Raw genomic sequence first — 25,250 nt, 5'->3', positions numbered from 1 at the left:
ACCCCGGCGTGCGAGGGCGATGGAATTATGCCCGACGGTCGTGTGGTAACGAGCGTCATGGAAGCCGACCCTGACCTCGTCGGGTCCGACCTCACGGAGTCGATTCGCGCAGCGTGTCGAACCGCCGTGGGAGACAACCTCAGGAGCATCACCTACTTCACGCGCTCGGCGTTCCAGCAGGTCTACCTCCGCTCCGACCTCGATTCGGACGCCGACCTGGCGGGGTTCGTCGAACACGAGACGGACGACTTCCGAGCCACGCGCGCCTACCGCGGGTCCGAACTCGGCGACTACAAGTACACCATCCGCGCGTTCGAGAACGGGTACATGACGGTCGTCACCCGCGGCGAGCACGGGGTGTTCGTCACGACGGACGGCATCACCGAGCGCACCTCCGAAGAGGTTGCGAGCGCGCTCCGGGAGATTCTCGTCGAGCAGGTGGAGGCGGTGTAGGCTCGGCCGAGTCGAAAGCGGAGAGAGAAGAGAGAGCAGAGAACGGAAGACCGGAACCGAACCGTCGAACGTCGTTTCTCCGCCGCCCCGCGCTCAGAACAGCGCGGCGGCGACGGTTTGAGCCGTCTCGATGACCGGGCGGAACGCCGGGAGCAACAACAGCGTCCCGACGGCCGCGAAGATGACGGCCGTGTAGAGGCCGACGGGCTTCGAGCCCAGTTCGAGCGACGACGTGTCGTCCTCTATCCACAGCGCCTTGACGACGCGACTGTAGTAGAACAGCGACAGCGCGCTGTTTATCGCGCCGACGGCGGCGAGCCACCAGAACCCGGCCTCGATGGCCGAGTAGAACAGGGCGTACTTCGAGAAGAAGCCGCCGAACGGCGGGAGGCCCGCGAGGCTGAACATGAAGACGCTCATGGCGACGGAGGCCATCGGCGCCTTCGCGCCGAGGCCGTTGTAGTCCTCGAATGTCCGTCCGACGCCCCAGTGTTCGGCCAGGGCGATGAACAGGAACGCGCCGGTGTTCATGAAGCCGTACACCAGCAGGTGCGCCATCGAGGCGCCGAGCACGTTCGCGTTCGGCCCGTTCGCCGACAGCGCCGCGAGTCCGATCAAGGCGTACCCCGCGTGGCCGACGGAGGAGTACGCGAGCATCCGCTTGACGTTCTCCTGTGTCGCCGCGGCGAAGTTGCCGAGCGTCATCGTGACGACGGCGAGAATCTGGAACGCCAGCACCCAGTCGACGCCCGCGGGGAGTCCGCCGAGGGGGAACGCCTCGACGAACACGCGGAACGCGATGGCGAACCCGGCGGCCTTCGAGGCCGACGAGAGGAACGCCGAGATGGGCGCGGGCGCGCCCTCGTAGGCCTCCGGCGCCCAGAAGTGGAACGGGACGGAGGCCGTCTTGAACGCGAAGCCGCCGAGGATCATCAGCATGCCCATCCCGAGGACGCCGGTCATGCCGTCGGCCCCCGAGAGCGCGCTCGCGATGTCGGGGAGCAGCAGCGACCCCGTGACGGCGTAGACGAGGCTGATACCGAACGCGAACACCGCCGAGGAGAGCGCGCCGATGAGGAAGTACTTCATCGCCGCCTCGACGCTTCCCCTGTTGTCCTTCAGGAACGCCACGAGGGCGTACGAGGGGAGGGAAGCGAGTTCGAGGCTGACGAACGCCGTCGCCAGCGAGTTCGACATCGACATGAGCACCATGCCGGTGGCGGCGAACAGCACGAGGGCGTAGAACTCGCCCTGGTAGCGCTCCTTCGAGATGTAGTCCATCGAGGCGATGGAGACCATCGCGGCGACGACGGTGAAGATGAGCGTGAAGAACAGGCTCATGCCGTCGACGACCAAGGCGTCGCCGTACAGCGATATCGCACCTCCGGTCGCCGACTGTCCGGTCCCCTCGATGAGGAACCAGCCGGCGACGGCGAACGCGAACAGCGACCCGGCCGTCGAGAGGCCGGCCAGGAGGGGACTGTTCGAGGAGGTGGGGTCGATGCTGTCGATAGCCAGGAGTAGCAGCCCCGTCAGCGCGAGGATGAGCGCCGGCGAGACGGCCATCCAGTCCGGGAGCGGCGAACTCTGAAGCGCGAGCAGCGCGGACGTCGACATCAGAGGCCACCTCCGGTCTGGAGAATCGGGTTAACCGCTTGTTGAATCATCTGGAAGAACAGGTCCGGCGCCACCCCGAGCACGATGACGAGGAGGAGAAGCACCGCCAGCGGCGCCACGTCGTGGAACGCCGCCTCGGTCACCTCGTACTCGCCGTCGAAGCGGAACGGCCCGAACAGCGTTCGCTGCATCGCGAGCAGCAGGTAGCCGGCGACGATGACGATACCGAACATCGCGGCCGCCGTGAACAGCGGCATTGCGGAGTGGACCGTCGAGGTGAACGCGCCCTGGAAGATGAAGAACTCCCCGGCGAAGCCGGCCATCAGGGGCAGCCCCATGTAGCCGAACGCGCCCGCGACGAAGATACCCGAGGTGACGGGCATCCGGTCGGCGATGCCGGACATGTCGCCGACCATCCGCGTGTGCGTCGTGTTGTAAATGACGCCGACGGCCATGAACATCAGTCCGGAGATGAGGCCGTGGGCGACCATCTGGAACGTCGCGCCGCCGACGCCGTACGTCGTGTACGCGACGAGTCCGAGGATGACGTAGCCCATCGACGACACCGACGAGTAGGCGACGATGCGCTTGAGGTCCTGCTGAGCCAGCGCCAGCACCGCGCCGTAGATGACGCTGATGACGGCGATGAGCGCGATGGGGACGACGAGCGCCTGCGCCACGTCGGGCATCATCGTGAAGTTGAACCGCAGCAGCGCGTAGGTCCCCATCTTCAGGAGGACGCCCGCCAGCATCACCGAGGCCGGCGTGGGCGCCTCGACGTGGGCGTCGGGCAGCCACGTGTGCAGGGGCACGACGGGAACCTTCACGGCGAAGCCGACGAACATCGCGAGGAACGCCGCCAGCTTCAGCGCGCCGGCGTCCAAGCCGGCGAAGCCTCCCAACTCCCCGCCCCTGAGCGCCATCGCGATTTCGGGCAGGCGCATCGACGACACGGAGTCGCCGAGGCCGAACACGAGGGCGATGAAGCCGATGAACATCGCCAGGGAGGCGATGTTCGTGTAGACGAAGAACTTGATCGCCGCGTACTTGCGGCGCGGGCCGCCCCAGATGCCGATGAGGAAGTACATCGGGACCAGCACGGCCTCCCAGAAGACGAACCAGACGAAGAAGTCGAGCGCCGTGAAGACGCCGAGGAGGTTCGCCTCCATGAACAGCATCAGCCCGTAGAACTGGGACTGACGCGTGTCGATGGGCGTCCACGCGCTGACGATGGCCAGCGTCGTGAGGATGGTCGTCAGGACGACGAGCGGCATGCTGATGCCGTCCATCCCGACAAACCAGTGGACGTCCAACCCGCCCAGCGCGAGCCAGACGAAGTCCGTCTCGAACGCGATGGAGCCGCCCAGGAGGGCGTTTCCGGTCGCGTCGAACTGTGACCACATGTAGAGCGACCCCGCGATGGGGACGAGACTGAGCGCGGCCGCCAGCCGACCGGCGTACTCGTCCGGCGAGACGAACACGACCAGGGCGGCGACGAACGCGACGGCGATGAGCCCTTCTATCAACATCAGAACCACCCTCCGAGGAGGCCGAAGCCGAGAATCAGCGCCGTCAGCCCCAGGGTGAGGAGCGCGGCGTAGTTGCTCACGACGCCCGACTGGATGCGGCGGACGCGGTTACCCGAGAACAGGCTGACGCTGGAGACGCCGTTGACGACGCCGTCGACGACGCCCTGGTCGAACTTGTCCGCGCCGCGCGAGAACGGGCGCATGACGCTGTTCGCCAGCCACACTTGGTACTCGTCTTGGTAGTAGTTGTTGTACAGCACCGTCTTGGCGCCGCCGAGTTTGTCGGTGTGCTCGGTCGGTTCGGGGTCGTTGTACAGGAAGTACGCGAGCCCCGCCCCGGCCAGGGCGAGTCCGAGCGAGACGGCGGCCCCGATGGCCACCGTCGCCGCCTCACCGCCGCCGATGTAGGCGGAACTGTACGGAATCAGGTCGCCGTAGTGGTGCGCGGTCAGTCCCTCGAAGCCGCCGTCCAGCCACTGGTGGAGGAAGTCGATTCCCTCGATTCCGAGGAGCTTCTGGACGGGCACCATGTTGACGAGACCCGTCGTCGCGGCGAGGATGCCGAGGACGACGAGCGGTCCCTTCACGTTCCAGTGGACGCCGTGCGGGTCACGGGCCGTCTGCGAGCGCGGTTCGCCGTGGAACGTGAGAAGCACCATCCGGAAGGTGTAGAAGCCGGTGAAGAACACCGCGAGGAGACCCATCGCGTACGCGACGAGGAGCACCGGACTCCCGCCGAGACCGTGGATGAGCGTTTCGTACAGCACCTCGTCCTTCGACCAGAAGCCGGCGAACGGGACGATGCCCGCCAGCGCGAGCGACCCCGAGAGGAACGTGTAGTAGGTGACGGGCATCTTGTCTTTCAGCCCGCCCATTTCCCACATGTTCTCGTTGTGGTGCATCGCGATGATGACCGACCCGGCGCCGAGGAACAGGAGCGCCTTGAAGAACGCGTGCGTCATCAGGTGGAACGTCGCGGCGACGTAGCCGCCGCCGCCCAGCCCCAGCATCATGTAGCCGTACTGGGAGATAGTCGAGTACGCGAGCACCTGCTTTATCTCGCGCTTGACGACGCCCATCGTCGCCGCGAAGAGGGCGGTGAAGCCCCCGATGAGGGCGATGATGGCGAGCGCCGTCGGCGAGAGCGCGTAGAAGCCGTACATCCGCGCGACGAGGTACACCCCGGCGGCGACCATCGTCGCGGCGTGGATGAGCGCGGAGACGGGCGTCGGACCCTCCATGGCGTCCGGGAGCCACGTGTGGAGGGGGAACTGCGCCGACTTCCCGACAACCCCGCCGAGCACGAGGAGGCCGACGACGGTGAACCACGTCTGCGGGTCGAACCCGAACGTGTTCACCGAGTGCTCGCCCGCGATGGCCTGTTCGGCGAGGTGCGGGAACGATTCGGGCCCGGCGAACGCGGCGGTGCCGAACGTCGCGAAGACGGCGACGACGCCGACGAGGAAGAAGTAGTCCCCGAAGCGCGTGACGAGGAACGCCTTCTTCGCGGCCGACGGCGGGCCGGGTTCGCGGAACCAGAAGCCGATGAGCAGGTACGAACAGAGGCCCACCAGCTCGAAGAACATGAACGCCATGAGCAGGTTGTCGGCGACGACGAACCCGAGCATGGAGGCGGTGAACAGACCGAGGCCGGCGTAGTAGCGCGGCAGGCCCGTCTCGCCTTCGTCGTTCATGTAGCCGAGACTGAACACGTGGACCAGCGTGGCGACGAGCGTCACGATGACGAGCATCATCGCCGACAGCGGGTCGATGAGCAGGCCGAAGGTTAGCGTGACGGCCCCGTCGAGCCCGTTGGCCCACGTGTATATCGTTTGGTTGTACGTCTGTCCCCCACTGACCGCGAAGAACGTCGCGACCGACAGGAGGAACGAACCCGCCGTCGCGACGATACCGGCGAACGCGCCGCCCTTAGGTAGTCGGTCACCCACGGCGAGGGCGACGAGGAACGAGACGAACGGCAACAGTACGATCGCCGGAGCGAAGTCGAATATTCCTGCCATCTTACCACCTCATCGTCGCCGCTTCGGTGACGTCGACGTCGCCGAAGTCGCGGTACAGCACCAGGATGATGCCGAGACCGACGGCGACTTCGGCGGCGGCGATCGCCATCGTGAACAGCCCGAACGTCTGCCCCGTGACGTTCCCCCAGACGTAGGAGAACGCGACGAGGTTGATGTTCGCGGCGTTCAACATCAGTTCGACCGACATCAGGAACAGCAGCGCGTTGCGCCGCGTCAGGATGCCGAACAGCCCGATACAGAAGACGGCCGCCGAGAGCAGAAGGTAGTACTGTGGCGGAACCATCAGTGCTCACCCTCCGTGCTCTCGTCCGTCCGCTCGTCGGTCGCTTCGTCGGTCTTCGAGAGCGTCTCCCGCAGCCGCCGCCCGCCGTCCGAGACGAGCTTTACCGACGTCGTGCCGGGTTCGCGGCGCGCGAGCATCACGGCACCCACCAGCGCGGCCACGAGCACGATATCGATTATCTCGAACGCGACGAGGAAGCTCTCCGACGAGATGCCGCCGAAGTCGAGGTTGAACATCGCGTAGCCGATACTGGCGACGACGCTCGCGTCGTTCGCGAAGCCCTGCGGCTCCGGGAACGACGCCGTGAGGAACACCGCGGCCATCACGACGAACAGTGCGACGGCGGCCAGACCCGGCACGAGATGCGAACCGAGCTTCAGTTCCGGTTTGGTCGTCATGCGCTATTCACCTCCGAACGTGTACGCGTCAGCATCACGGCGAACGTGACCAGAATCAGTATCCCGCCCACGTAGACGAGAATCTGCATCGCGGCGAGAAACTCCGCTTGCAGCATCACGTAGTGCACCGCGACGCTCAAGAGCGCGCCCCCGAGTAGGAGTGCGGAATGCCAGATGTCCCGCACGAGGACGACGCCCAGGCTGCAGCCCACGGTGATGAGGGCGAACAGCGCGAACGCGATGGTTTCATAAACCATTGTGTGTGTCTCCTTGAGGAATCCCTTTGAACATTTCGAGAGCGCCCGGAGCCGACCCCGCGAAATCGCAATCGCAACCGCGGGTCGGCCGTCGGGCGACGGTACCGTCGAACCAGCGAGTCACCTCACTGGTAGTCGACTTCGCCGTCACCCTCCCCGATCCACGCGTCGCGGTCGGGTTCTCGGGAGTTCAGCGGGTCGATATCCTTGTACCAGGGGACGTTCTTCAACTGTTCTTTGTTGTAGACGAACTCGTCTTTCGTGTCCGCGGTGAACTCGAAGTTCTGCGTGAGCAGGATGGCGTCCACCGGGCAGACCTCCTCGCACAGTCGGCAGTAGATGCACTGGCCGATGTGGAGGTTGTACTGTTCGCCGTTGCGCTGGTCGTCCTGAACGATCTGGATGGTGTCGTTCGGGCAGACGTTCTCGCACTGGCGGCACCAGATGCAGCGCTCTTGGCTGAACTTGTGCACCCCGCGGAACCGGGGGCTGACTTCGGGCGCGACGTCCGGATACTCCACCGTGAACGTCTCGCCGTCCAGCGCGTGCTTCATCGTCGTCGCCATGGATTTGAGCAGTCCGATCATGCTATCACTCCCACGATGATGGCCGTGAGCACCAGGTTCGCGAACGAAAGGACGAGCATGCCCTTCCAACCGATGTCGAGGAACTGGTCGACGCGGAGGCGCGGAATTGCCGAGCGCGCCCACTGCGTGAAGAAGTAGAACGCCCAAATCTTGATCAGGAACCAGACGAATCCGGGCAGGACCGGCCCCGCCGGACCGCCGAGGAACAGCGTCGCCGCGATGGCGCCGCCGAGGAAGATGTGGACGAACTCGCCGAGGTAGATAAGCACGAAGTACACCGAGGAGTACTCAGTCTGGTACCCGGCGACGATTTCGGTCGGCGCTTCGGGGATGTCGAACGGGTTCCGCCCGACCTCTGCGAGGTTCGCGATGACGAACAGCACGAACGCGAACGGGTTGACGAACGCGAACCACTGCGGAATCGTCACGCCCGCAACGGTCAGAAGCGGTTCGGTCTGCGCGGCAACGATTTCGCTCATCCGAAGCGTGCCGGTGAACAGCACCACCGACGCCCCCGTGACGACGAGCGGAATCTCGTAGGCGATGTTGGCCGCGATGGCGCGCAGACCGCCGAGCAGCGAGTACTTGTTGTCCGAGCCGTACCCCATCATCATGATCCCGAGCGAGGCCATGGAGGCGGCCGCGAACGCGAACACGAGTCCCGTCTCCGGGTCGGCGAGGTGGATGCCGTTACCCATCGGGATGACGGCAAACCCGAGGATGGCGGAGAACGGAATGAAGAGGGGACCGAGGTCGTAGGCGGGTCTGTCGACGCCGTCCGGAATGACCAACTCCTTCGAGAGCAGTCGCACGGCGTCGACCACGATGGTGAGGAGACCGAACGGTCCGACGCGGTTGACCGAGATGCGGTCGGTGAACGCCGCCGTGATCTTCCGCTTGGCCCACGGGCCGGCGACGGCCGTCTGCAGCAGCACGATGTTGGCGATGAGGAACGCGCCGATGAGCGCTCCGACGACCGTTCCGAGCAGACCGGACAGCCCCAGCAGGTTGGCGATGGTGTCCGGCAGCGGCGTCTGGGACTGCAGCGGCGTCATCGGTCGACCTCACCGAGGATGATGTCCAGGCTCCCGAGCGACGCGATCATGTCCGGGAGGTACTCGCCGTTGGAGATCTCCGGCAGCGTCTGCAGGTTCGAGAAGCACGGGCTGCGAATCTTGAAGCGGCCCGGCTTGTCGGTGCCGTCCGCGCGGATGTAGATGCCGAGTTCGCCCTTCGCGCCCTCGACGGCGCGGTAGATTTCGGTGTCGTCCTCCGGACGCAGGGTCCGCGGGACGTTCGACTGGATGGTGCGCTCCTCCTCGGGCCAGTCCTCGAGCAGGTCGACGCACTGGGAGATGATCTTCGCGGACTCCTCGACCTCGCGCATCCGACAGAGCAGGCGGCTGTAGTTGTCACAGCCGTCGTCGGTGACGACGTCCCAGTCGAGTTGGTCGTAGTAGCCGTACGGGTCGTCGCGGCGCAGGTCGTAGTCGACGTCCGAGGCGCGGGCGACCGGACCGGTCGCGCCGTACGATTTGGCGACTTCGGTCGGCAGGACGCCCGTGTCGATGGTGCGCAGTTGGAGAATCTCGTTGCCCGAGATGAGGTCGTGGTACTCCTCCAGCGTCTCCGGCAGGTCGTCGAGGAAGTCCCGAATCTTCTCGAAGAACTCCTCGCGAGGTTCGGGGAGGTCCCAGACGACGCCGCCGAGGCGGAAGTAGTTGAACATCATCCGCTGACCCGTGAGGTCCTCGAGGATGTTCTGGATGATCTCGCGGTCGCGCATCGCGTACATGAAGATGGCCGTGAAGTCGCCGTAGACGTCTAAGGCGAACGTCCCGACGGCCAGCATGTGCGAGGCGATGCGGCAGAGTTCCGCGCCCATCGTCCGGATGATCTGCGCGTACTCCGGCACGTCGATGTCGTTGAGGTCCTCCGCGGCGCGGGCGTACGCCCACTCGTTGAGCAGCCCCGCCGAGCCGTAGTCCCAGCGGTCGGGGTACGGCATGATCTGGTGGCGGTACGTCTTGTTCTGACACATCTGCTCCTCGCAGCGGTGGAGGTAGCCGATGTCCGGGTCGACGTCGGCGACCTGTTCACCGTCGAGGACCGTTCTGACGTGCAGGACGCCGTGCGTCGCCGGGTGGTGGGGACCGATGTTGATGTACATCGTCTCCCCCTCGGAGTCCCGGTGGTTCTCCGCGAGCGGGTTCGCCCACTCCTTCAGCGTGACGACCTGCGGGCGGCGCTGGTCGTAGTCGAGCGACAGCGGGTGCCCCTGCCACGTGTCGGGCAGGAGGATGCGCCGCAGGTCCGGGTGGTCGTCGTACTCGATGCCGATGAGGTCGTACGCCTCGCGTTCGTGCCAGTCGGCCGTCCGGAAGACCGGGTTCGCCGACTGACTGCGCGGGTCGTCCTTCGTGGTGGGGACGACGACGCTCACCTCGCGCGTGCGGTCGTCGTAGCTCGTGAGGTGGTAAATCGTCTCGTAGCGGTCCTCACGCTCCTCGGCCGTCACGTTCGAGAGGTGGTCGAATCCGGCGTCGTCGCGCAGGCGGAACAGCGTCTCCTGCACGTCGGTCGGCCGGATGACGAACCCCGGGGCGTTCACGTGGTCGTCGCGGCCGATGACGAGGTCGCCGAGCAGGTCGGCAAGTTCCTCGCCGGTCGTCGGCTTCGCGGCGACGGCGTTCGACTGCTCGTCTCGTGGTTTCTCCAAACTCATGGCGAATCAGCCCAGTTGTACCGCATCACGAGGTCGTCCGTGTCGACCTCCTCCGCGAGTTTATCGATCAGTTCGTCCCGTTCGAGGTCGCCGAACTGCTCGAGTTCGTACGGCTTGACCGTCACCGGACTCGACTCGCCCTCGGCGATGCGCTGCTGCAGTTTGGCGACGCCGTAGACGAGGGCTTCCGGGCGCGGGGGGCAGCCCGGAACGTGGATGTCGACCGGGATGACCTCCTCTGCGCCCTTGATGACGTTGTAGCCCTCCTGGAACGGGCCGCCCGAGATGGTGCACGACCCCATCCCGATGACGAACTTCGGCTCGGGCATCTGGTCGTACACGCGCTTCATCCGCGGCGCGAACTTCGAGACGATGGTCCCGGGAACGATGATGACGTCGGCCTGCCGCGGCGACGCCCGGGGGACCCCGGCGTGGAAGCGGTCGAGGTCGTGTTTCACCGAGTAGGTGTGCATCATCTCGATGCTGCAGCAGGCGATGCCGAACTGCAGCATGAACATCGAAGAGCCGCGAACCCAGTTCATGAAGTTGTCGAACTTCGTGAGGATGAACGGCGAGGAGCCGAACGCCTCACGGAGTTTCGAGTTGAACCGGTTGTCCGCACCCGTCCCCGTCATCCGCGCGTCGCGGGTCTTCGTCTCTACTTGCGTGTCGTCTGTAACGAACGGTTGGTTCTGGTCGCTGCTCATGTGTCTTGTCTCTCTGTCTTCCGGCGGTTCGCCAGCGGGCTTTTGACCCACTTGACTGCGCCGTTGCGCCACGCCCACACGAGACCGATGACCAGCACGCCGATGAACACTAACATCGGCAGCAGCACGGCCGCCAGACTCGCCCCTTGGCTCAGCGCGGAACGGTAGATAACCGTCCATGGGAAGATGAGAACGGTCTCGACGTCGAACACGAGGAACAGCAGCGCGACCATGTAGTATTGGATATTGAACTGGACGCGCGCCGACCCCGTCGGTATCTCACCGCTCTCGTACGTGGCGCTCTTTCCTTGTTCCGGCACCGATGGCCGTATCATGGCTGACGTCTGCATCATCCCGATGGGGAGGCCGACAGCCACGAGGGCCAACGCGCCGATTGCGATCCATGCACTCATTCCGTAATCTCCTGACGTGCCACGGTTAGAAGCGGCCCCCTATAAGCGTTGATTTGTGTGCGTCCGGCGGTTACGCCGGGTAACTATCCGGAAATCACTCCGGAAAAGAAAGTCGTGGTTTCGAGGCAGAACCCGGCGCGTTCGCCCCGTTCGCGGGCGAGAGGGTCACGTCGACGGTGGCGGTTGACGGCGCTTCTCCCCAGCATCCCCCTCGACTCCCCCCGTCACACGGGTTCGACGGAGCGCGGGCGACGAACGGTTGCGAACGGTGACTCTTCCCCCGCGAGGAGTGACAGAGAGACGAGACACAGACGGACGAGCGACTGTGTGGTAGATAGCAAAAATGATTATACTACGTCGGTCGCTTTGTTCGTTCAGATATTTCTTCATGATGCAGACAGCGCAAATTCAACCTGTTGGAATGCAGGAAAGAGACGGAGATACGGAGGCGGTCTGACGTGGTCTCTCCCGGAAAACTGCGCCTCGTGTCCGAACTCGCCGAGGGGTCGAAAGACTCGTACCGACCGACGGTCGACGAGGGCAGAGACGTCACCTATCCCGCCGTCGACGAGACGCTCGTCTCGGAGGAGACGCGTCCGAAGGACGCGCTCGAATCGCTGACCGAACGAGGGATACTCGAACGAACCTTCGAGGGGAAGGTGTACACCTGCCCGGAGTGTCGCGAGGGCGAGATGACGTACGCGACCGCCTGTCCCCGGTGTCAGTCGTTGTACATCGTCGACACCGAACTCCTCCAGTGCGGCGGGTGCGGGCGGGCCGCGCCGCCCGAGGCGTTCGAGGACGACGACGGCGAAATCGTCTGTCACGGCTGCGGTTCGACGATGGAGTCGATGGACCAACTGGAGCGAACGAGCCGGTACCGGTGTCACGACTGCGGCGAACAGCACGTGACGCCCGCCCACGCGCTCCGGTGTGAGAACGAGACGGGACACCGCGGCGGCGGCTTCGCCTGCGACCCGCACGACGCCGTCGAACACGCGCTGTTCCGCTACCGCCTCGGGGAGAGCGGCGAACCGTGGCTCGAAACGCAGGTGCGGGCGAGGCGAACCATCGCCGACGCGCTCAACGACCGCGGATACGCCGTCGAGGAGGACGCGACCGTCACCACCGACGAGGGGACCCAACACCGCCTCCACGTCTACGCGACGGACGAACTGCTGGGGAAGGGGGCCGTCGTCGCCGTCCACGAGCAACCGACCGTCGGCGACGTCGACGCCCTCGAAGCCACGGCCCGCGAACTCTCCGCGCAGGCGCTTCTCGTCCCGACGCTCGGCGTCGTCGACGAGAGCGTGGTGAACCGCGCCGACGCGGCCGGCGTTCGTATCGTGACCGTGACGGAGGAAGGGGAGATCGAACGGGAGTACGAGGTGACGGAGAACCTCGGCGACGACCGGTCGTTCCTCGGGCGACTCACGTCCTCGCTGCGGTAGCGCGGGCGCCCCTCAACTCTTCAACTCTACTTCTCGCGCGACTCGACGTAGCCGGCCACGCCCATGTCGTGGAGGTCCCGCGAGTCCCGCGCGACTCCGCCCGTCAGCGACTCGTGGTACTCGACGAGACGGTCTTCCAGTTCCGCGTGCTCGCGCGCGAGCATCTGGACGGCCGACAGCGCCGCGTTGAACGACTTGCCCGCGTCGACGGCGACGATGGGCGCGCCCGTCGGCATCCCGATGACCGAGTCGACGGACTTCTCTTGGACCGGCACGCCGACGACCGGCAGGGGGTAGGCGATGGAGGCGGTCATGTTCGGCAGGTCGGCGGACTTCCCGCCCGCGCCGGCGATAATCACGTCTAATCCTCTCTCCGCCGCCGTCTCGCCGTAGGCGTACATCAACTCGGGCGTCCGGTGCGCGGAGACGACGTACGTCTCGTAGGAAAAGCGCGCGTCGGGCGCGTCGCGGAAGTCGGTCTGCTCGGCGAAGCCGAGTTCGTCGAGGGCCTCGTGCGCGCCGCGCATCACCTCCAAATCCGAGTCCGACCCCATGATGATTCCCACGTCGGGGGTCGTCTCGGGGTCCGCGTCCGCGGCGGCCTCTTCGTGCAGGCGGTCGATGAGCGATTCGACGGTCACGTCGTCCGCGTCGGTGTCGTCTGTCATGGTGTCTTCACTCTCACGCTCTCACTCGAACGTCAGTCCGTCCCGCAATTCGCGCGCGTCCGCGAGCAATCCGTCCACGTCCGCGTCGTCGTCGCTCGCCCCGTCCTCGCCCGTCAGGGTGAGATGTCCCATCTTCCGCAGGGGCCGCACCTCCTCCTTCCCGTACCAGTGCAGCGACGCGCCGTCGGCCCCGAGGACAGATTCCACGTTGCCGAGTTCGGCCCGCCGCGACTCCTCGACGGTGCCGAGGACGTTCGCCATCGCGGTGGGCGACCGGCGCCGAGGCGACCCGAGGGGCCACCCGAGGACGGCGCGGACGTGCTGTTCGAACTGCGAGGTGCGCGCCCCCTCGATGGTCCAGTGGCCCGAGTTGTGCGGGCGCGGCGCTATCTCGTTGACCGATATCTCTCCGCCCTCGGTCTCGAACAGTTCGATGCCGTAGACGCCGCGGCCCTCCAGCACCGAGAGCACGTCGCGGGCCACCTCGTCCGCGCGCGCGAGCACCTCGTCGTCCGTCCGCGCCGGGACGACCGTCTCGCGCAGTATCTCCTCTTCGTGCACGTTCTCCCCGACGGGGAACGTCCGCACCTCGCCGTCGCCCTGCGCGGCGATGACGGAGAGTTCGCGCGCGAAGTCGACGAACGTCTCGGCCATCGCGGGGCCGCCGACGGCGTCGAGCGCTTCGTCTATCTCGCTCTCCTCGCGGACGGGGACGTTCCCGCGGCCGTCGTAGCCGCCGGTTCGGGCCTTCAGCATCACCGACCCGAACTCATCGAGGGCGGCGCGCAGGTCGTCGGCGTCGTCCACCTTCCGGAACGGCGGGACGGGCACGCCGGCGTCTTCGAGCGCCCGTTTCTGGACGAGTTTGTCCTCGATGAGCGACAGCGTCTCGGGCGAGGGGTGCACCGAGAGACCGTGCTCCTCGGCGACGTCGTCCAGCAGTTCGGAATCGGCGAGTTCTATCTCGAACGTCAGCGCGTCCGCCCGCGAGGCGAGTTCGCGGAACGCCTCGGGGTCGTCGAAGCCGCCGACGATTTGGTCGCGCGCGACGGGCGCGGCGGGGCAGTCGGGCGTCGGGTCGAGGACGACCACCTCGACGCCGAGGGGCGCGGCCGCCTCGGCGAGCATGCGTCCGAGTTGGCCGCCGCCGACGACGCCGAGGGTGGGGCCGGGAACGGTGACAGTCACGGCCGGCCGGTTGTGGACGTCGCTGCATAAGCGTTACCGAATCCGCCGGAGAATATCCACGAACGTGTATTTTCCCAGCCCGTCAGGACGCCGTCTCGTTCGCCGGGATACCCGCCGCGTCGAGGGCGTCGCGGTCGATGAACACGACGACGTGTTCGCTCCGGAGGCGCCAGTCGTGTTCGTAGGCGACGTAGCCGTCGAGTTGCTCCTCGGCCTCGTCGCGGCTGAACTCGCGGGCGATGACGACCGGCGGCGGGTCCGACAGCGCCTCTTCGGCCGAGGCGTCGGGGTCGGTGCTCGACACGTTCGCGTCGTACTTCTCCAAGTACCACGGCAGCGGTAGTCGGTCGTGCCAGTGGGTCCCGCCCGGCGGCGGCGGCGTCAGCAGTTCGGACTCGTTGGCGACCCAGAACACCTCCCTGCTCTCGTCGCCCGGTACCGGCCTGCTGAAGAACAGCACGTCGGTCCCCTCGTTCTCGGCGGCCACCGCCTCCACCTTCTGCAGGGACTCTTTCAGGTCGTTACCCGGTTGCGCCCACTGCAGCACCTGCCGGTCCTCGTTCGACGTGGAGTTGAAGTACTCGACGTTGGCGACGGCGACGCCGCCGACGGCGGCGAGGACGACGACGGCCGCCAGACCGACGCCGACGGCGTCCTCGGCGGCCAGCGCTTCGCGGGCCGAGTCGACGACGAACGCGACGCCGACGGCGGCGGGGACGGCGAGAGGGACGACGATGTGGACGGCCGCCCACGGCGCCTCGATGTCCGTGGCGATGGGGTAGCCCGCCAGCGACGCCAGCCCCCAGTAGGTGGCGAACGCGACGAGTTCGCGGTACGTGCCGCCGGTCTGGAAGCCGTAGCGGTCGACGACGATACCGATGAGCGTGAAGCCGAGGACGACCGGCGCGCCGTACACCAGCGTCTCGACGATGTCGTGAAGGTACGGAAGGTAGGCGTGGTCCTGGTGACTGCTGCCGACCCACGTGTTCGCGAACTCCTCTAAGGCGCCGACGGACCCGGCCTCGACGACGCCGGGGAGTCGCGTCGGGTCCCCCAGCGCCTGCCAGAGGTCCGGCCGCGGCGCGTAGAAGAAGACGAAGACGGCCCAGAAGACGGCGAACGCGCCGACGAGCGTCGCGCCGACGCGGAGCCACCCCGGCCGCGACGCCGTGCCGTGACCGCGAACGCGGGACCGGACCGCGGTCGGCCACCGGCCGAACACGACGTCCCGGGCGGCGTCGCCGCGGGCGGTCGCTTGCAGGAGGCGGTGGTCGAGCAGGAGCGCTCCGGCGCCGAGGAAGCAGAGCACGTAGACGAGGGCGTTCTCCTTCGCGGTGAAGCCGAGGGCCAACAGCGCCGCCGCCGGGAAGGCGTAGCGGAGCCGTCCGGTGTCGAAGCCGCGGACGATACATCCGAGCGCGAACAGCGAGAACGCGGCGACGAGCACGTCGTTGCGCATGAACCGCGAGTAGTAGACGAGAAGCGGGTTCAGCGCGAGAAGGCCGGCGAAGGCGACGACTTCCGTTCGGGTCAGTCGCTCGCGGAACAGCCACGCCGCGAGGGGGAGGAGGCCGCCGACGACGGCCACCGGGAGGCGGAGCAGGAAGTCCGACGCCGGCGCGACGGTGAGCAGCCAGTCGTTCACGATTGGCAGGAACGGGCCGTGGACGATGGGCCGATAGACGTGGTAGCCGGAGTCGTGGTAGCGCAGTATCCAGTAGCCGACGCGACCCTCGTCCCAGTGGAAGATGCGACCGCCGAGCGCCACCAGACGCATCCCGAGCGCGAGAACCGAGACGGCGAGGACGGCGAGGAGCGCGCGGGAGTGGGCGGTTCCGGTGTCCGCGCCGGTCCGGGTCGCGTCCCGTTCCGAGCGGGCGGCGACGGAGCCGTCCGTCGCGGACTCCGAGGAGGACGCGGGCGCGGACGACCCCGGCGCGGCGTCGTTCGAACTCATTACGACTCCCAACCGCCCCCGTGGTTAGAATGGTTACGGTCTCTCATACGGTCGTTTCACTTACTCGTCCGGTCGCCGGCGACGGACCGGCGGCCGGAACGGAGGGACGGAACGGGGACGGAGGCGGATTGCGCGTGTCGGTAGTTCTTTTATCGGAGGGTGGAACCCAAGCCGTATGGTTACACTGGGATTCGTGGTGGCCGAATTCAACGCCTCGGTCACCGACGGAATGGAGGACGCCGCCCGCGACGCCGCGGCCGAACGCGGCGCCGACGTGGCGGACGTCCTCCGCGTACCGGGCGTCTACGACTCGCCGTTGGCCGCGGACCGACTCGCCCGCCGGGACGACGTCGACGCCGTCGTCGTCGTCGGCGCCATCGTCACCGGCGACACCGCGCACGACCGGGTCATCGGCGACGCGACGGCGCAGGCGCTGACGGACGTGAGCCTCGAACGGGACAAACCGGTGACGCTGGGCGTCAGCGGGCCGGGACAGAGCGGCGCCGAGGCGAGAGAGCGCGTCGGGAAAGGTGCGGAAGCGGTAAACGCGGCGGTCGATATGGTGGAGGTGCTAGCATGAGTTTCGACTTCGCAGCCCGCGTCCAGCGGGTCGAACCCAGCGCGACGCTCGCCATCAGCAACAAGGCGGGCGAACTCGAAGAACAGGGGGTCGACGTCGTCGACCTCTCGGTCGGGGAGCCGGATTTCCCGACGCCGCAGAACGTCGTCGACGCCGGACAGGAGGCGATGGACGCCGGACACACCGGCTACACCTCCTCGAACGGCATCCGCGAACTCCGCGAGGCCATCGCGGAGAAACTACAGGGCGACGGCATCGACGCCGACGCTGACGAAGTCATCGTCACGCCCGGCGGGAAGCAGGCGCTGTTCGAGACGTTCCAGACGCTCGTCGACGACGGCGACGAAGTCGTTCTCCTCGACCCCGCGTGGGTCTCCTACGAGGCGATGGCGAAGCTCTCGAACGGGTCGCTGAACCGCGTCGACCTCGCGCCGTACGACTTCCAACTCGAACCCGCACTCGACGACCTCTCGGATGCGGTCTCCGACGACACCGAACTGCTCGTCGTCAACTCGCCGTCGAACCCGACCGGCGCCGTCTACTCCGACGCGGCCCTCGAAGGCGTCCGCGACCTGGCGGTCGAACACGACATCACGGTCATCTCCGACGAGATATACAAGGAGATAACGTACGACGCCGACCTCACGAGCCTCGCCTCCATGGACGGGATGGCCGAGCGGACGGTAACGATAAACGGCTTCTCGAAGGCGTACTCGATGACGGGGTGGCGCCTCGGCTACCTCCACGCGCCCGAGGACCTCGTCTCGCAGGCGGCGAAGCTCCACTCGCACTCGGTGTCGTGCGCCGTGAACTTCGTCCAGCACGCGGGCGTCGAGGCCATCACGAACACCGACGAGGCCGTCTCCGAGATGCGCGACGCGTTCCGCGAGCGACGCGACATGCTCGCGGACCTGTTCGCAGAGCACGACGTCGAGGTGCCCGTCGGTGACGGCGCGTTCTACATGATGCTGCCCGTCGACGAGGACGACACCTCGTGGTGCGAACGCGCCATCGAGGAGGCCCACGTCGCCACCGTCCCCGGGTCGGCGTTCGGGTCGCCCGGCTACGCCCGCATCTCCTACGCTGCGAGCGAGGAGCGACTGCGCGAGGCCGTCGAGCGACTCGCCGAACACGACCTCATCTGAGGCCGGTCGCGGCGGGCGGACTCTATTTTTCCCGGCGACGACGACGTGACGAGGTTACTTCCGCAGCGACTCCACGGGCCGCTCGGAGGCCGCCTTCCACGCCGGATACAGCCCGCTCAGGACGCTCGTGACGATGCCGAACACGACGGCCAGCCCGATGTACATCAGGTTCACCGGCGCGAACGTCAGGAGGGGGTCCGACAACACCACCTGATTGAGGACGAGGCCGGCGAAAACCGAGAGGACGGCGCCGAGGAAGCCGCCGACGAAGCCGAGCAGTCCCGCCTCGGCGAGTATCATCTTCACTACGTCGAGCTTCTGGACGCCGACGGCGCGGAGCACGCCGATCTCCTGTCTGCGCTCGATGGTGCTCATCAGCATCACGTTCAAGATGGCCACGCCGGCGACGACGAGGGAGATGGAGCCGATGCCGATGAGGAAGGCGTTGAGGATGCCGAAGAACTGGTTGATGCCTTCGGTGATGCTGCCCAACTCGAAGATGGTCACCCGCTCCTCGCGGTCGTTCAGTTCCTCGCGCACGGCGGCGGCCGTCTCGTTGGCCGCCGTCCCCGACGGCGAGCGGACAATGACCTGCGAGTAGCCCGACTCGTCGAACGATTCGAGGGGGACGATGACGGCGCTGTTGGGGTTCAGAAGCGAGATGCCGTCCTGCTCTTCGAGGATGCCGACGACGCGGTAGGAGTCGTTGTCGAGCGTGATTCGGTTACCCACCTGTAGCTCCAACCGCTCGGCGAGCGAGGACCCGACGAGCGCCCCCTGTCGGAGGCGCTCCGGCGACTGCCCCTCCGACGCCTCGTACAGCGCGCCGGGATTCTCGATGCCGTACACCGTCGTTATCGTCCGATCGTCCCCCCTCGTCAGCGTCGCCGTCTTCTGTCTGATGGGGACCACCGTCCCCTCGTCGGTGACGCGTCTGATGTCGGCCACGTCGCGGTCGGTGAGTCGCTCGAAGCCCTCCTGGGCGTTCGGCGATATCTGTATCTCGTTGCCGATGTCGCCGAGTTGCTCGCTCGCGCCCGTCCGCAGCGTCGTCCCGAACATGCCGAGCGAGGCGATGGCGAGAACGCCGATGATGATGCCGAGCGCCGCCAGCCCCGAGCGGAGGCGGTTCCGCGAGAGGTTCCGCCGCGCCATGAGGAGGGCGGGCACCTGCCGGTAGAGCCGTTCGAGGGCGCTCACGTGCCGAACTCCTCCCGCAGTTCGTCCGCCTTCCCCTCTTCGGTCAGCACGCCGTCGACGAGGTTGACGACCCGGTCGGCGTACTTTCGGAGTTGGTCGTCGTGCGTGACGGCGATGACCGCCACGTCCTCCTCGGTTTTCAACTCGGTGAAAAGTTCGAGGACGTCCCGACCCGTCTTCCGGTCGAGGTTGCCCGTCGGTTCGTCCGCGAGCAGGATGCGCGGTTCGTTGATGAGGGCGCGGGCGATGGCGACGCGCTGTTTCTGCCCGCCCGAGAGCTGGTCGGGTCGGTGCGCGACTCGCTCCCCGAGGCCGACCCGTCCGAGCAGTCGCTCACCCCTGTCGCGGGCCGTCGGGTCGCGGCCGAACAGCGTCGGGACCTCCACGTTCTCGATGGCCGACAGCGTCGGGATGAGAAAGAAGTCCTGGAAGATGAAACCGATGGACTCCTTCCGCTGGGTCGTCATCTCCTCGTCGGAGAGGTCGGTCACGTCGCGGCCGTCGAGGCGGACGACGCCCTCCGTGGGGACGTCGAGGAGGCCGAGCACGTTCAGCATCGTCGACTTCCCGCTGCCGGACGGCCCCATGATGGCGACGAACTCGCCCGGTTTGGCTGCGAAGTTAACGTCTTTCAGCGCCTCGACGGTCTCGGACCCGCTTTCGTAGCGCTTCCAGACGCCGTCGAGTTCGATGATTGAATCCGACATCGTCGTCACCGTCGGAAGTACGCGTACCCGGCGACGCCGACGATGACGAGCAGCGCCAGCGCCGCGAGGACGACGAGCGGAAGCGTCGGGAGGCCGCCGCTGTCTCCCTCCTCGGCGGGTTGGGCGTTCAGGTCGCTCACGTCGAGTTCGGTCCGCGTCGTCCGCTCGGCGCCGTTCGCAAGGTACGTCACCTCGATGGGCACCGTCTCCGTCCCCGGGTCGACTTCGGCGTAGAGGTCGAACGAGGAGAAGTCGCTCGCCGGGATGCTCCCGACGAAGTACTCGGGGTTGGGGCGGGCGGGCGTCACGTTCTCCGTGCGGACGACGCGGACGACGACGCTGTCCACGTCGCCGAGGCCGACGTTGCTGGCCGTCCCGGAGACGTGGAGTTTCCCCTCCTCCGTCTCGTAGTCGAGACCGGTGAGTTCGATGCGGCCGGGGTTGGCCGAGTAGTTCAGCCGCGTCGTCGCCTCGCCGGTCCGCCCGCCCGTCTCGTAGCGGACGCGGACGTCCATCGGTCCGGTCTCGACGTTCGAGACGTTGACGCGGGTGGTCCGGGTTTCGTCGGGGGCGACGTCCGCCACGGGCCGGCGGAACAGCACGTTCCCGTCGCGAGCGAGTTCGACGACGGCGTCTTCGAGGGGGGCGTTCCCGAGGTTGGCGACGTCGACGGCCACGTCGGGGTCGGCCCCGTCGCCGACGACGCTCGCGTCGAGTTGGACGCTCTCGCGGAGGGGGTCGGCGTCGAGCGTGACCGACTCGGCGACGGTTCGCGTGCTTCCGGAAGTCGTGGTGTACTGCACCCGCGCCGCCAGGTCGGTCGTCTGCGACCGCGGCGTCACGGAGAAGTTGAACGTCCGGGACTCGTTGCCCGGGAGCGTCGCCAGCACGCGCGTGTCATCCCTGATACCGGCGTCGCCGGAGAGCGAGACGCGGAGGTTGCGGACGGCGGTGTCTTCCCCGTTGGCGGCCGTCACCTGCACCGTCCCCTCGGTGCCGACGACGGCGTCCTCGACGGAGACGCCGACCTGCGGACCGCCTTCGCGGACGGTGACGACGACGGGGTACTGCAGGCGGACGACTTCGTCGCTCGGGTTCCGGCCGACGACGTAGACGCGGAGTTCGCGCGTGCCGGTCGAGTCGAACGACGCTGTCAGGGGCACGGTGACGTCCGACCCCGGCGGGAGCGTCCCGATGTCTTCCACGCGGGCGACGTCGTCGGTCGACCCGCGTTGACGCACGTACACGTCGGTTATCTCGAACCCGCCGCCGCTCTGTTGACTGTTCTGAACCGTCGTCCGAACGGTGAACTGCTCGCCGGGCGCCGGTTGTTCGGGCGACACCGTGGCGTTCGAGATGAACGCCGTCGTCGTCTGGGCGTCGACGAGACCGATGCCGGCGACAGACGACAGCACCACGAGGAGGGCGAGGACGGCTGCTCGGCTCATGTAATCTGAGTAAAAAGAGCGCCGGGCAGCGTAAAAAACTGCCGCGACGCTCCCCCCGCCGTCCGGTGGTCCCGGGAGCGTCGCGGCGCCGTCGGCGGGCGCGAGTTTTTATACGAACACGGGCCCAGAACCGTACGAATGCACGTCCGGGACCTGCCGCTCCCCGCCCCGGTACAGGAGCACTACGAGTCCGAGGGTATCGAGGAGTTGTACCCGCCGCAGGCCGCCGCCGTCGAGGCCGGCGTGACCGAGGGCGAACGCCTCGTCGCCGCAATCCCCACCGCCTCGGGGAAGACCTTCATCGCGGAACTCGCCATGCTCACGGCCGGCGGACCCGCCCTGTACATCGTTCCGCTCCGCGCCCTCGCGCGCGAGAAGTACGAGACGTTCTCCAAGTTGCCCGGCGTGAGCGTGGGCATCTCGACGGGTGACTTCGACGCGACGGACGAGGACTTAGCGGAGAACGACATCGTCGTCGCCACCGCCGAGAAGGTGGACTCGGCCATCCGCACCGGCGCCTCGTGGGTCGAGACGCTCGCCTGCGTCGTCGTCGACGAGGTCCATCTCCTCGGCTCGGACGGCCGCGGACCGACGCTGGAAGTCACGCTGGCGACGCTTCAGCGCCGCGCTCCCGGCGTCCAAATCGTCGCGCTCTCGGCGACGGTCGACAACCCGGAGGACATCGCCGACTGGCTAGACGCCGACCTCGTGGAGACGACGTGGCGGCCCGTCTCGCTCCGCACGGGCGTCTACGCCGACGGCGACGTGGCGTTCGACGACGAGTCGACGCTCGCCGTCGACGCGGAACCGCCGGGACCGGACGGGGACGGCGCGACGGAGGCGACGGCCGCCCTCGTCGCCGACGCCGTCGACGGCGGCGGGCAGTGTCTCGCGTTCGTCCGCTCCCGCCGCGAGGCCGAGTCGCTGGCGCGCCGCCTCGCGATGGAACCGCTGGCCGACTGCCCAGAGTTGGCCGACGCCGTCTCGGAACTCGGGCGGACGGAGACGGGGACGCGCCTCGCCGACGCCGTCGAATCGGGCGTCGCGTTCCACCACGCGGGCGTCCGGAGCAGCCACCGCGCTCTGGTCGAGAACGCGTTCCGCGAGCGGAAACTGAAAGTCATCTGCGCGACGCCGACGCTCGCGGCGGGCGTGAACGTCCCCGCGCGCCGCGTCGTCGTCCGGGACTTGAAGCGTTACACCGGCGAGGAGATGGCGTGGCTCCCCGTCCTCGAAGTCCACCAGATGTGCGGCCGCGCGGGCCGCCCGCACCTCGACCCCTACGGCGAGGCCGTCCTCCTCGCCGAGGGCGACGACGACGCGGCCGTCGCCGAACTGTGGGACCGCTACGTCACCGCCGGCCCCGAGGCCGTCGAGTCGAAACTCGCTGCGCGCGACGCCCTGCGGACGCACGTCCTGAGCGTCGTCGCCTCCGGATTCGCCGACTCCCAAGAGAGCGTCCTCGACCTCCTGGACGCGACGTTCTTCGCCCACCAGTCGCCCGACGTCGACCTCACGCGCCTCGTCGGCAGCGTCGTCGAGGACCTCGTCGAAATGGAGATGCTGACCGCGGGCGGGGACGCGGCGGACGATTCGGCGGGCGCGCTGGCGGCGACGGAACTCGGCGGCGTCGTCTCCCGGCAGTACGTGACGCCGGAGACCGGCGCGCGACTGGTCGAGGGGGTGCGGACGGCGGCGGGGATGGACCCCGGGAACGTCACCGCGCTGACGGCCCTCGAAATTGTCTGCGACACGCCCGACATGCACGGGACGTACCTCGGTAACCGCGAGCGCGCGGCGATGTACCGCTTCGCCAGCGGTCACGCCGCGGAGTTCACGACGGCGATGAACGACACCGACGACTTCGAGGAGTGGCTCTGCGCGGTGAAACTCGCGCGCATCGTCCGCGAGTGGACCGAGGGCGAGTCCGTCGAGGCCATCGTCGAGAACTACCGCATCGGTCCGGGCGATTTGGAGGCCCGCCTCGAACGCGTCGAGTGGTTGCTCGGCGCGGCCGACGCCGTCGCCGCCGTCGTGGACGCGGACCTGCCGGTGTTCCGCGAGGTGCGCGAGCAACTCTGAGACGGGCGGACGGGGGGTCGCAACGGACCCGGGGAGCGCCGCGAGGGCGTGAACCGCTACTTCGACGGTTCGGCGCCCGACGCGGCGTCGTCGGCGTCCGCGTTGGCGGTGGTGGTGCCGGTGTTGGCCTTGGCGTTCGGGTTCGCGTCTCCCGCCCCGACGAGCGTCCGATAGCCGGCGACGGCGGCCGCGACGACGACGGCCCCGGAGGTGTTCACCGCGAGGTCTATCAGCGTGTCCTCGACGTAGAAGCCGGCAGACCAGCCGTACCAGAAGTCCTTGAAGACGAACTCGTACACCTCGAAGCCGGCGCCGATGGCGAAGACGGACGGAATCAGCCACAGCGGCGACCGTATCGCCGCCGCGGTCCGGCGGTGAGTCAGCGCCAGGAGGACGGCGACGCCGACCCCGCCCATCGCGTGGGTGAGGAGGTCCCACCACGGCACCGCCGTGTAGACGCCGTAGCGGAGGCCGCCGAAGTGGAGCGCCGAGACGAGGACGGCCCACAGCGCCATTCCGACCCACGCGGCGGTCACCCGGTCGCCGCGCGGCAGGTCCGCTCGGAGTCGGACGAGGAGCGTTCGGGGCCACGACCGGACGTCGCCGGGGAAACCGGGCGTCGCCGCGGCGACCCAGACGGCGAGGGCCGCAAGGAGCAGCGACCCGACGCCGACGACGAGTCGCGGGGAGGAGTGGGGCAGCGGAAACATCTCATCGAAACGAAATCTCACACCGGATAAATCTCTTGTGTTCCCTCGAACGGTTCCCCCTCGGTTACTCGAAGGGAACTCGCGGACCGTCGACTATCCCGCCGCAGTCCGTCGTTCTTTCGCCGTGGGAACCAGCGGGTATATCTATTCGACGGGGTCGCGTCCATCCGAACGTAAGGTGAACTAAGATGGCAACGACGACGCAGACGGGGACGGGGACGGGGACGACCAACACGTTCGAGAGCACGGTAGCGGGCGTGACCGTCAGGGGACAAGCCCACTCGCTCAGCGCGTGGTTCGTTCTGGCGCTCCGCCTCATGATGGGTATCGCCTTCGCCTACTCGGGCGTCGCGAAGATTCTGGCCGGGTTCGACGCCACGGGCTACCTCGCGAACGCGACGGTGGCCAACGGGTCGCCCGCGGCGGGCGTGTTCGTCGCCATGGCCGGCAACGAGGCGTTCATGGCGTTCGTGAACGTCGCCGTCCCGTGGGGCGAACTCGCCATCGGGTTGGCGCTCATCGTCGGCCTCCTGACCCGCTTTGCGGCGTTCTGGGGGGCGGTCATGATGTTCATGTTCTACCTCGGGAACTGGGACGTCGGGCACGGTCTGATCAACGGCGACTTCGCCTACATGCTGGTGTTCCTCGCCGTCGCCGCCTTCGGCGCGGGCCGCATCCTCGGCCTCGACGCCTACGTCGAGCGCTACGAGGTGGACGGACAGGCGCTCACCGAGAAGTACCCCGTCCTCGACTACGTCCTCGGGTAACTCGCGGAACGGGCGCTCTTTCTTTTTTGGTCGAACGGCGCTGCGGGGTCCGAGCGCGTCACCGTCACTCGACGTACAGCGAGTAGGTGATGATGGCGAAGCCGACGAGCGTGATGAGAGAGTCGACGAGCAGACCGATGACGAGGTCCGTCTGGAGAACTACGTCGAGTATCCCGGCAACGATGGCGCCGAACGTGACGATGCCGAAACCGAGAGCGAGCGCCCGCAGCGACGGCTCTCCGGTCCGGCGGTACGCCTTGAAGCTGAAGTAGGTGATGAGTCCTCCGAGGATGAGGATGCCCGTCTGGACGACGATGACCGCCATCGCCAGCAGGG

At 67.3% G+C, this 25,250-nt stretch carries 25 protein-coding genes; 6 read left to right on the top strand and 19 right to left on the bottom strand.

Translation table 11 applies throughout. From position 1 onward, the window contains the following. Positions 1 to 57: 57 nt before the first annotated feature. Positions 58 to 453 (top strand): DUF7522 family protein, encoded by a 396-nt coding sequence (locus NDI76_RS06740; protein ID WP_310923236.1) that lies wholly within the window; start codon positions 58 to 60, stop codon positions 451 to 453. 93 nt (positions 454 to 546) lie between these two features. On the opposite strand, the gene NDI76_RS06735 is transcribed toward NDI76_RS06740, so the two are convergent. From NDI76_RS06735 to NDI76_RS06685, 11 genes are all read right to left on the bottom strand, one after another. Further along, the gene (locus NDI76_RS06735) at positions 547 to 2,055 is read right to left on the bottom strand and encodes an NADH-quinone oxidoreductase subunit N (protein ID WP_310923879.1); all 1,509 of its coding nucleotides are present in this window, start codon (positions 2,053 to 2,055) and stop codon (positions 547 to 549) included. Positions 2,056 to 2,069: 14 nt separating this feature from the next. Further along, complete coding sequence (locus NDI76_RS06730) at positions 2,070 to 3,599, bottom strand: complex I subunit 4 family protein (protein WP_310923235.1); 1,530 nt, start codon at positions 3,597 to 3,599, stop codon at positions 2,070 to 2,072. Beyond that, complete coding sequence (nuoL, locus tag NDI76_RS06725; RefSeq protein ID WP_310923234.1) at positions 3,599 to 5,620, bottom strand: NADH-quinone oxidoreductase subunit L; 2,022 nt, start codon at positions 5,618 to 5,620, stop codon at positions 3,599 to 3,601. The genes NDI76_RS06730 and nuoL overlap by 1 nt, the downstream gene beginning before the upstream one ends. A gap of 1 nt (position 5,621) precedes the next feature. Further along, the gene (gene nuoK, locus NDI76_RS06720; RefSeq protein WP_310923233.1) at positions 5,622 to 5,924 is read right to left on the bottom strand and encodes an NADH-quinone oxidoreductase subunit NuoK; all 303 of its coding nucleotides are present in this window, start codon (positions 5,922 to 5,924) and stop codon (positions 5,622 to 5,624) included. After that, positions 5,924 to 6,322: an NADH-quinone oxidoreductase subunit J family protein gene (locus NDI76_RS06715; protein WP_310923232.1), complete on the bottom strand. Its 399-nt coding sequence runs from the start codon at positions 6,320 to 6,322 to the stop codon at positions 5,924 to 5,926. The genes nuoK and NDI76_RS06715 overlap by 1 nt, the downstream gene beginning before the upstream one ends. Continuing rightward, positions 6,319 to 6,579 carry an NADH-quinone oxidoreductase subunit J gene (locus NDI76_RS06710; protein ID WP_310923231.1) on the bottom strand — a complete coding sequence of 87 codons (261 nt, stop codon included), beginning with the start codon at positions 6,577 to 6,579 and terminating at the stop codon, positions 6,319 to 6,321. Before NDI76_RS06710 ends, NDI76_RS06715 begins: the two co-directional genes overlap by 4 nt. 125 nt (positions 6,580 to 6,704) lie before the next feature. Further along, a complete protein-coding gene (locus NDI76_RS06705) occupies positions 6,705 to 7,166 on the bottom strand; it encodes a NuoI/complex I 23 kDa subunit family protein (protein WP_008389750.1) in 462 nt (153 codons plus the stop codon). Further along, positions 7,163 to 8,221 (bottom strand): complex I subunit 1/NuoH family protein, encoded by a 1,059-nt coding sequence (locus tag NDI76_RS06700; protein WP_310923230.1) that lies wholly within the window; start codon positions 8,219 to 8,221, stop codon positions 7,163 to 7,165. The genes NDI76_RS06705 and NDI76_RS06700 overlap by 4 nt, the downstream gene beginning before the upstream one ends. Beyond that, the gene (locus NDI76_RS06695; RefSeq protein WP_310923229.1) at positions 8,218 to 9,891 is read right to left on the bottom strand and encodes an NADH-quinone oxidoreductase subunit D; all 1,674 of its coding nucleotides are present in this window, start codon (positions 9,889 to 9,891) and stop codon (positions 8,218 to 8,220) included. Before NDI76_RS06695 ends, NDI76_RS06700 begins: the two co-directional genes overlap by 4 nt. Further along, on the bottom strand, positions 9,888 to 10,598 hold the full coding sequence (locus tag NDI76_RS06690) for an NADH-quinone oxidoreductase subunit B (protein WP_310923228.1): 711 nt from the start codon (positions 10,596 to 10,598) through the stop codon (positions 9,888 to 9,890). The genes NDI76_RS06695 and NDI76_RS06690 overlap by 4 nt, the downstream gene beginning before the upstream one ends. Continuing rightward, positions 10,595 to 11,011, bottom strand: coding sequence for an NADH-quinone oxidoreductase subunit A (locus NDI76_RS06685; RefSeq protein WP_310923227.1), 417 nt, complete (start codon positions 11,009 to 11,011; stop codon positions 10,595 to 10,597). Before NDI76_RS06685 ends, NDI76_RS06690 begins: the two co-directional genes overlap by 4 nt. Before the next feature lie 458 nt (positions 11,012 to 11,469). Here NDI76_RS06685 and NDI76_RS06680 point away from each other — a divergent pair, with 458 nt between their 5' ends. Continuing rightward, positions 11,470 to 12,462: a TackOD1 domain-containing metal-binding protein gene (locus NDI76_RS06680; protein ID WP_310923226.1), complete on the top strand. Its 993-nt coding sequence runs from the start codon at positions 11,470 to 11,472 to the stop codon at positions 12,460 to 12,462. Between the two features lie 26 nt (positions 12,463 to 12,488). Here NDI76_RS06680 and purE read toward each other — a convergent pair whose 3' ends face one another. From purE to NDI76_RS06665, 3 genes are all read right to left on the bottom strand, one after another. Beyond that, entirely contained in the window at positions 12,489 to 13,130 is a 642-nt protein-coding gene (gene purE / locus NDI76_RS06675; RefSeq protein WP_310923225.1) for a 5-(carboxyamino)imidazole ribonucleotide mutase, read from the bottom strand. Between the two features lie 21 nt (positions 13,131 to 13,151). Then, positions 13,152 to 14,318, bottom strand: a complete 1,167-nt coding sequence (gene purK, locus NDI76_RS06670) for a 5-(carboxyamino)imidazole ribonucleotide synthase (protein ID WP_310923224.1) — start codon at positions 14,316 to 14,318, stop codon at positions 13,152 to 13,154. A gap of 82 nt (positions 14,319 to 14,400) precedes the next feature. Continuing rightward, on the bottom strand, positions 14,401 to 16,275 hold the full coding sequence (locus NDI76_RS06665) for a flippase activity-associated protein Agl23 (protein ID WP_310923223.1): 1,875 nt from the start codon (positions 16,273 to 16,275) through the stop codon (positions 14,401 to 14,403). Positions 16,276 to 16,450: 175 nt separating this feature from the next. Between NDI76_RS06665 and ribH the strand changes: the two genes are divergently transcribed. After that, entirely contained in the window at positions 16,451 to 16,855 is a 405-nt protein-coding gene (gene ribH, locus NDI76_RS06660; protein ID WP_310923222.1) for a 6,7-dimethyl-8-ribityllumazine synthase, read from the top strand. Beyond that, the gene (locus tag NDI76_RS06655; RefSeq protein ID WP_310923221.1) at positions 16,852 to 18,000 is read left to right on the top strand and encodes a pyridoxal phosphate-dependent aminotransferase; all 1,149 of its coding nucleotides are present in this window, start codon (positions 16,852 to 16,854) and stop codon (positions 17,998 to 18,000) included. The genes ribH and NDI76_RS06655 overlap by 4 nt, the downstream gene beginning before the upstream one ends. A gap of 54 nt (positions 18,001 to 18,054) precedes the next feature. On the opposite strand, the gene NDI76_RS06650 is transcribed toward NDI76_RS06655, so the two are convergent. From NDI76_RS06650 to NDI76_RS06640, 3 genes are read right to left on the bottom strand one after another with little or no spacing between them, the layout of a single operon-like run. Further along, on the bottom strand, positions 18,055 to 19,200 hold the full coding sequence (locus tag NDI76_RS06650) for an ABC transporter permease (RefSeq protein ID WP_310923220.1): 1,146 nt from the start codon (positions 19,198 to 19,200) through the stop codon (positions 18,055 to 18,057). Next, positions 19,197 to 19,907, bottom strand: coding sequence for an ABC transporter ATP-binding protein (locus tag NDI76_RS06645; protein WP_310923219.1), 711 nt, complete (start codon positions 19,905 to 19,907; stop codon positions 19,197 to 19,199). The genes NDI76_RS06650 and NDI76_RS06645 overlap by 4 nt, the downstream gene beginning before the upstream one ends. A gap of 5 nt (positions 19,908 to 19,912) precedes the next feature. Further along, on the bottom strand, positions 19,913 to 21,355 hold the full coding sequence (locus NDI76_RS06640; protein WP_310923218.1) for a COG1361 family protein: 1,443 nt from the start codon (positions 21,353 to 21,355) through the stop codon (positions 19,913 to 19,915). Positions 21,356 to 21,493: 138 nt separating this feature from the next. Here NDI76_RS06640 and NDI76_RS06635 point away from each other — a divergent pair, with 138 nt between their 5' ends. After that, positions 21,494 to 23,437 carry a DEAD/DEAH box helicase gene (locus NDI76_RS06635; protein WP_310923217.1) on the top strand — a complete coding sequence of 648 codons (1,944 nt, stop codon included), beginning with the start codon at positions 21,494 to 21,496 and terminating at the stop codon, positions 23,435 to 23,437. A 56-nt stretch (positions 23,438 to 23,493) separates the two neighbouring features. On the opposite strand, the gene NDI76_RS06630 is transcribed toward NDI76_RS06635, so the two are convergent. After that, positions 23,494 to 24,147, bottom strand: coding sequence for a DUF2238 domain-containing protein (locus NDI76_RS06630; RefSeq protein WP_310923216.1), 654 nt, complete (start codon positions 24,145 to 24,147; stop codon positions 23,494 to 23,496). A gap of 188 nt (positions 24,148 to 24,335) precedes the next feature. On the opposite strand from NDI76_RS06630, the gene NDI76_RS06625 reads away from it, so the two are divergent. Further along, complete coding sequence (locus tag NDI76_RS06625) at positions 24,336 to 24,914, top strand: DoxX family protein (RefSeq protein WP_310923215.1); 579 nt, start codon at positions 24,336 to 24,338, stop codon at positions 24,912 to 24,914. 64 nt (positions 24,915 to 24,978) lie between these two features. On the opposite strand, the gene NDI76_RS06620 is transcribed toward NDI76_RS06625, so the two are convergent. Then, complete coding sequence (locus NDI76_RS06620; RefSeq protein WP_425498351.1) at positions 24,979 to 25,239, bottom strand: DUF7521 family protein; 261 nt, start codon at positions 25,237 to 25,239, stop codon at positions 24,979 to 24,981. Between the last annotated feature and the right edge of the window lie 11 nt (positions 25,240 to 25,250).

This window comes from Halogeometricum sp. S1BR25-6 (genome assembly GCF_031624495.1).
GTDB lineage: Archaea > Halobacteriota > Halobacteria > Halobacteriales > Haloferacaceae > Halogeometricum > Halogeometricum salsisoli.
The sequence above is the reverse complement of the archived record's forward strand: the minus strand, read 5'-3'. Positions and strand labels throughout refer to the sequence as shown.

Bases quoted from the DNA above. Each gene is read 5' to 3' on its own strand.
- NDI76_RS06740 (WP_310923236.1), top strand. From the start codon at position 58: ATGGAAGCCGACCCTGACCTCGTCGGGTCCGACCTCACGGAGTCGATT.
- NDI76_RS06730 (WP_310923235.1), bottom strand. From the start codon at position 3,599: ATGTTGATAGAAGGGCTCATCGCCGTCGCGTTCGTCGCCGCCCTGGTC.
- nuoL (WP_310923234.1), bottom strand. From the start codon at position 5,620: ATGGCAGGAATATTCGACTTCGCTCCGGCGATCGTACTGTTGCCGTTC.
- nuoK (WP_310923233.1), bottom strand. From the start codon at position 5,924: ATGGTTCCGCCACAGTACTACCTTCTGCTCTCGGCGGCCGTCTTCTGT.
- NDI76_RS06715 (WP_310923232.1), bottom strand. From the start codon at position 6,322: ATGACGACCAAACCGGAACTGAAGCTCGGTTCGCATCTCGTGCCGGGT.
- NDI76_RS06710 (WP_310923231.1), bottom strand. From the start codon at position 6,579: ATGGTTTATGAAACCATCGCGTTCGCGCTGTTCGCCCTCATCACCGTG.
- NDI76_RS06705 (WP_008389750.1), bottom strand. From the start codon at position 7,166: ATGATCGGACTGCTCAAATCCATGGCGACGACGATGAAGCACGCGCTG.
- NDI76_RS06700 (WP_310923230.1), bottom strand. From the start codon at position 8,221: ATGACGCCGCTGCAGTCCCAGACGCCGCTGCCGGACACCATCGCCAAC.
- NDI76_RS06695 (WP_310923229.1), bottom strand. From the start codon at position 9,891: ATGAGTTTGGAGAAACCACGAGACGAGCAGTCGAACGCCGTCGCCGCG.
- NDI76_RS06690 (WP_310923228.1), bottom strand. From the start codon at position 10,598: ATGAGCAGCGACCAGAACCAACCGTTCGTTACAGACGACACGCAAGTA.
- NDI76_RS06685 (WP_310923227.1), bottom strand. From the start codon at position 11,011: ATGAGTGCATGGATCGCAATCGGCGCGTTGGCCCTCGTGGCTGTCGGC.
- purE (WP_310923225.1), bottom strand. From the start codon at position 13,130: ATGACAGACGACACCGACGCGGACGACGTGACCGTCGAATCGCTCATC.
- NDI76_RS06665 (WP_310923223.1), bottom strand. From the start codon at position 16,275: ATGAGTTCGAACGACGCCGCGCCGGGGTCGTCCGCGCCCGCGTCCTCC.
- ribH (WP_310923222.1), top strand. From the start codon at position 16,451: ATGGTTACACTGGGATTCGTGGTGGCCGAATTCAACGCCTCGGTCACC.
- NDI76_RS06655 (WP_310923221.1), top strand. From the start codon at position 16,852: ATGAGTTTCGACTTCGCAGCCCGCGTCCAGCGGGTCGAACCCAGCGCG.
- NDI76_RS06645 (WP_310923219.1), bottom strand. From the start codon at position 19,907: ATGTCGGATTCAATCATCGAACTCGACGGCGTCTGGAAGCGCTACGAA.
- NDI76_RS06640 (WP_310923218.1), bottom strand. From the start codon at position 21,355: ATGAGCCGAGCAGCCGTCCTCGCCCTCCTCGTGGTGCTGTCGTCTGTC.
- NDI76_RS06635 (WP_310923217.1), top strand. From the start codon at position 21,494: ATGCACGTCCGGGACCTGCCGCTCCCCGCCCCGGTACAGGAGCACTAC.
- NDI76_RS06630 (WP_310923216.1), bottom strand. From the start codon at position 24,147: ATGTTTCCGCTGCCCCACTCCTCCCCGCGACTCGTCGTCGGCGTCGGG.
- NDI76_RS06625 (WP_310923215.1), top strand. From the start codon at position 24,336: ATGGCAACGACGACGCAGACGGGGACGGGGACGGGGACGACCAACACG.
- NDI76_RS06620 (WP_425498351.1), bottom strand. From the start codon at position 25,239: ATGGCGGTCATCGTCGTCCAGACGGGCATCCTCATCCTCGGAGGACTC.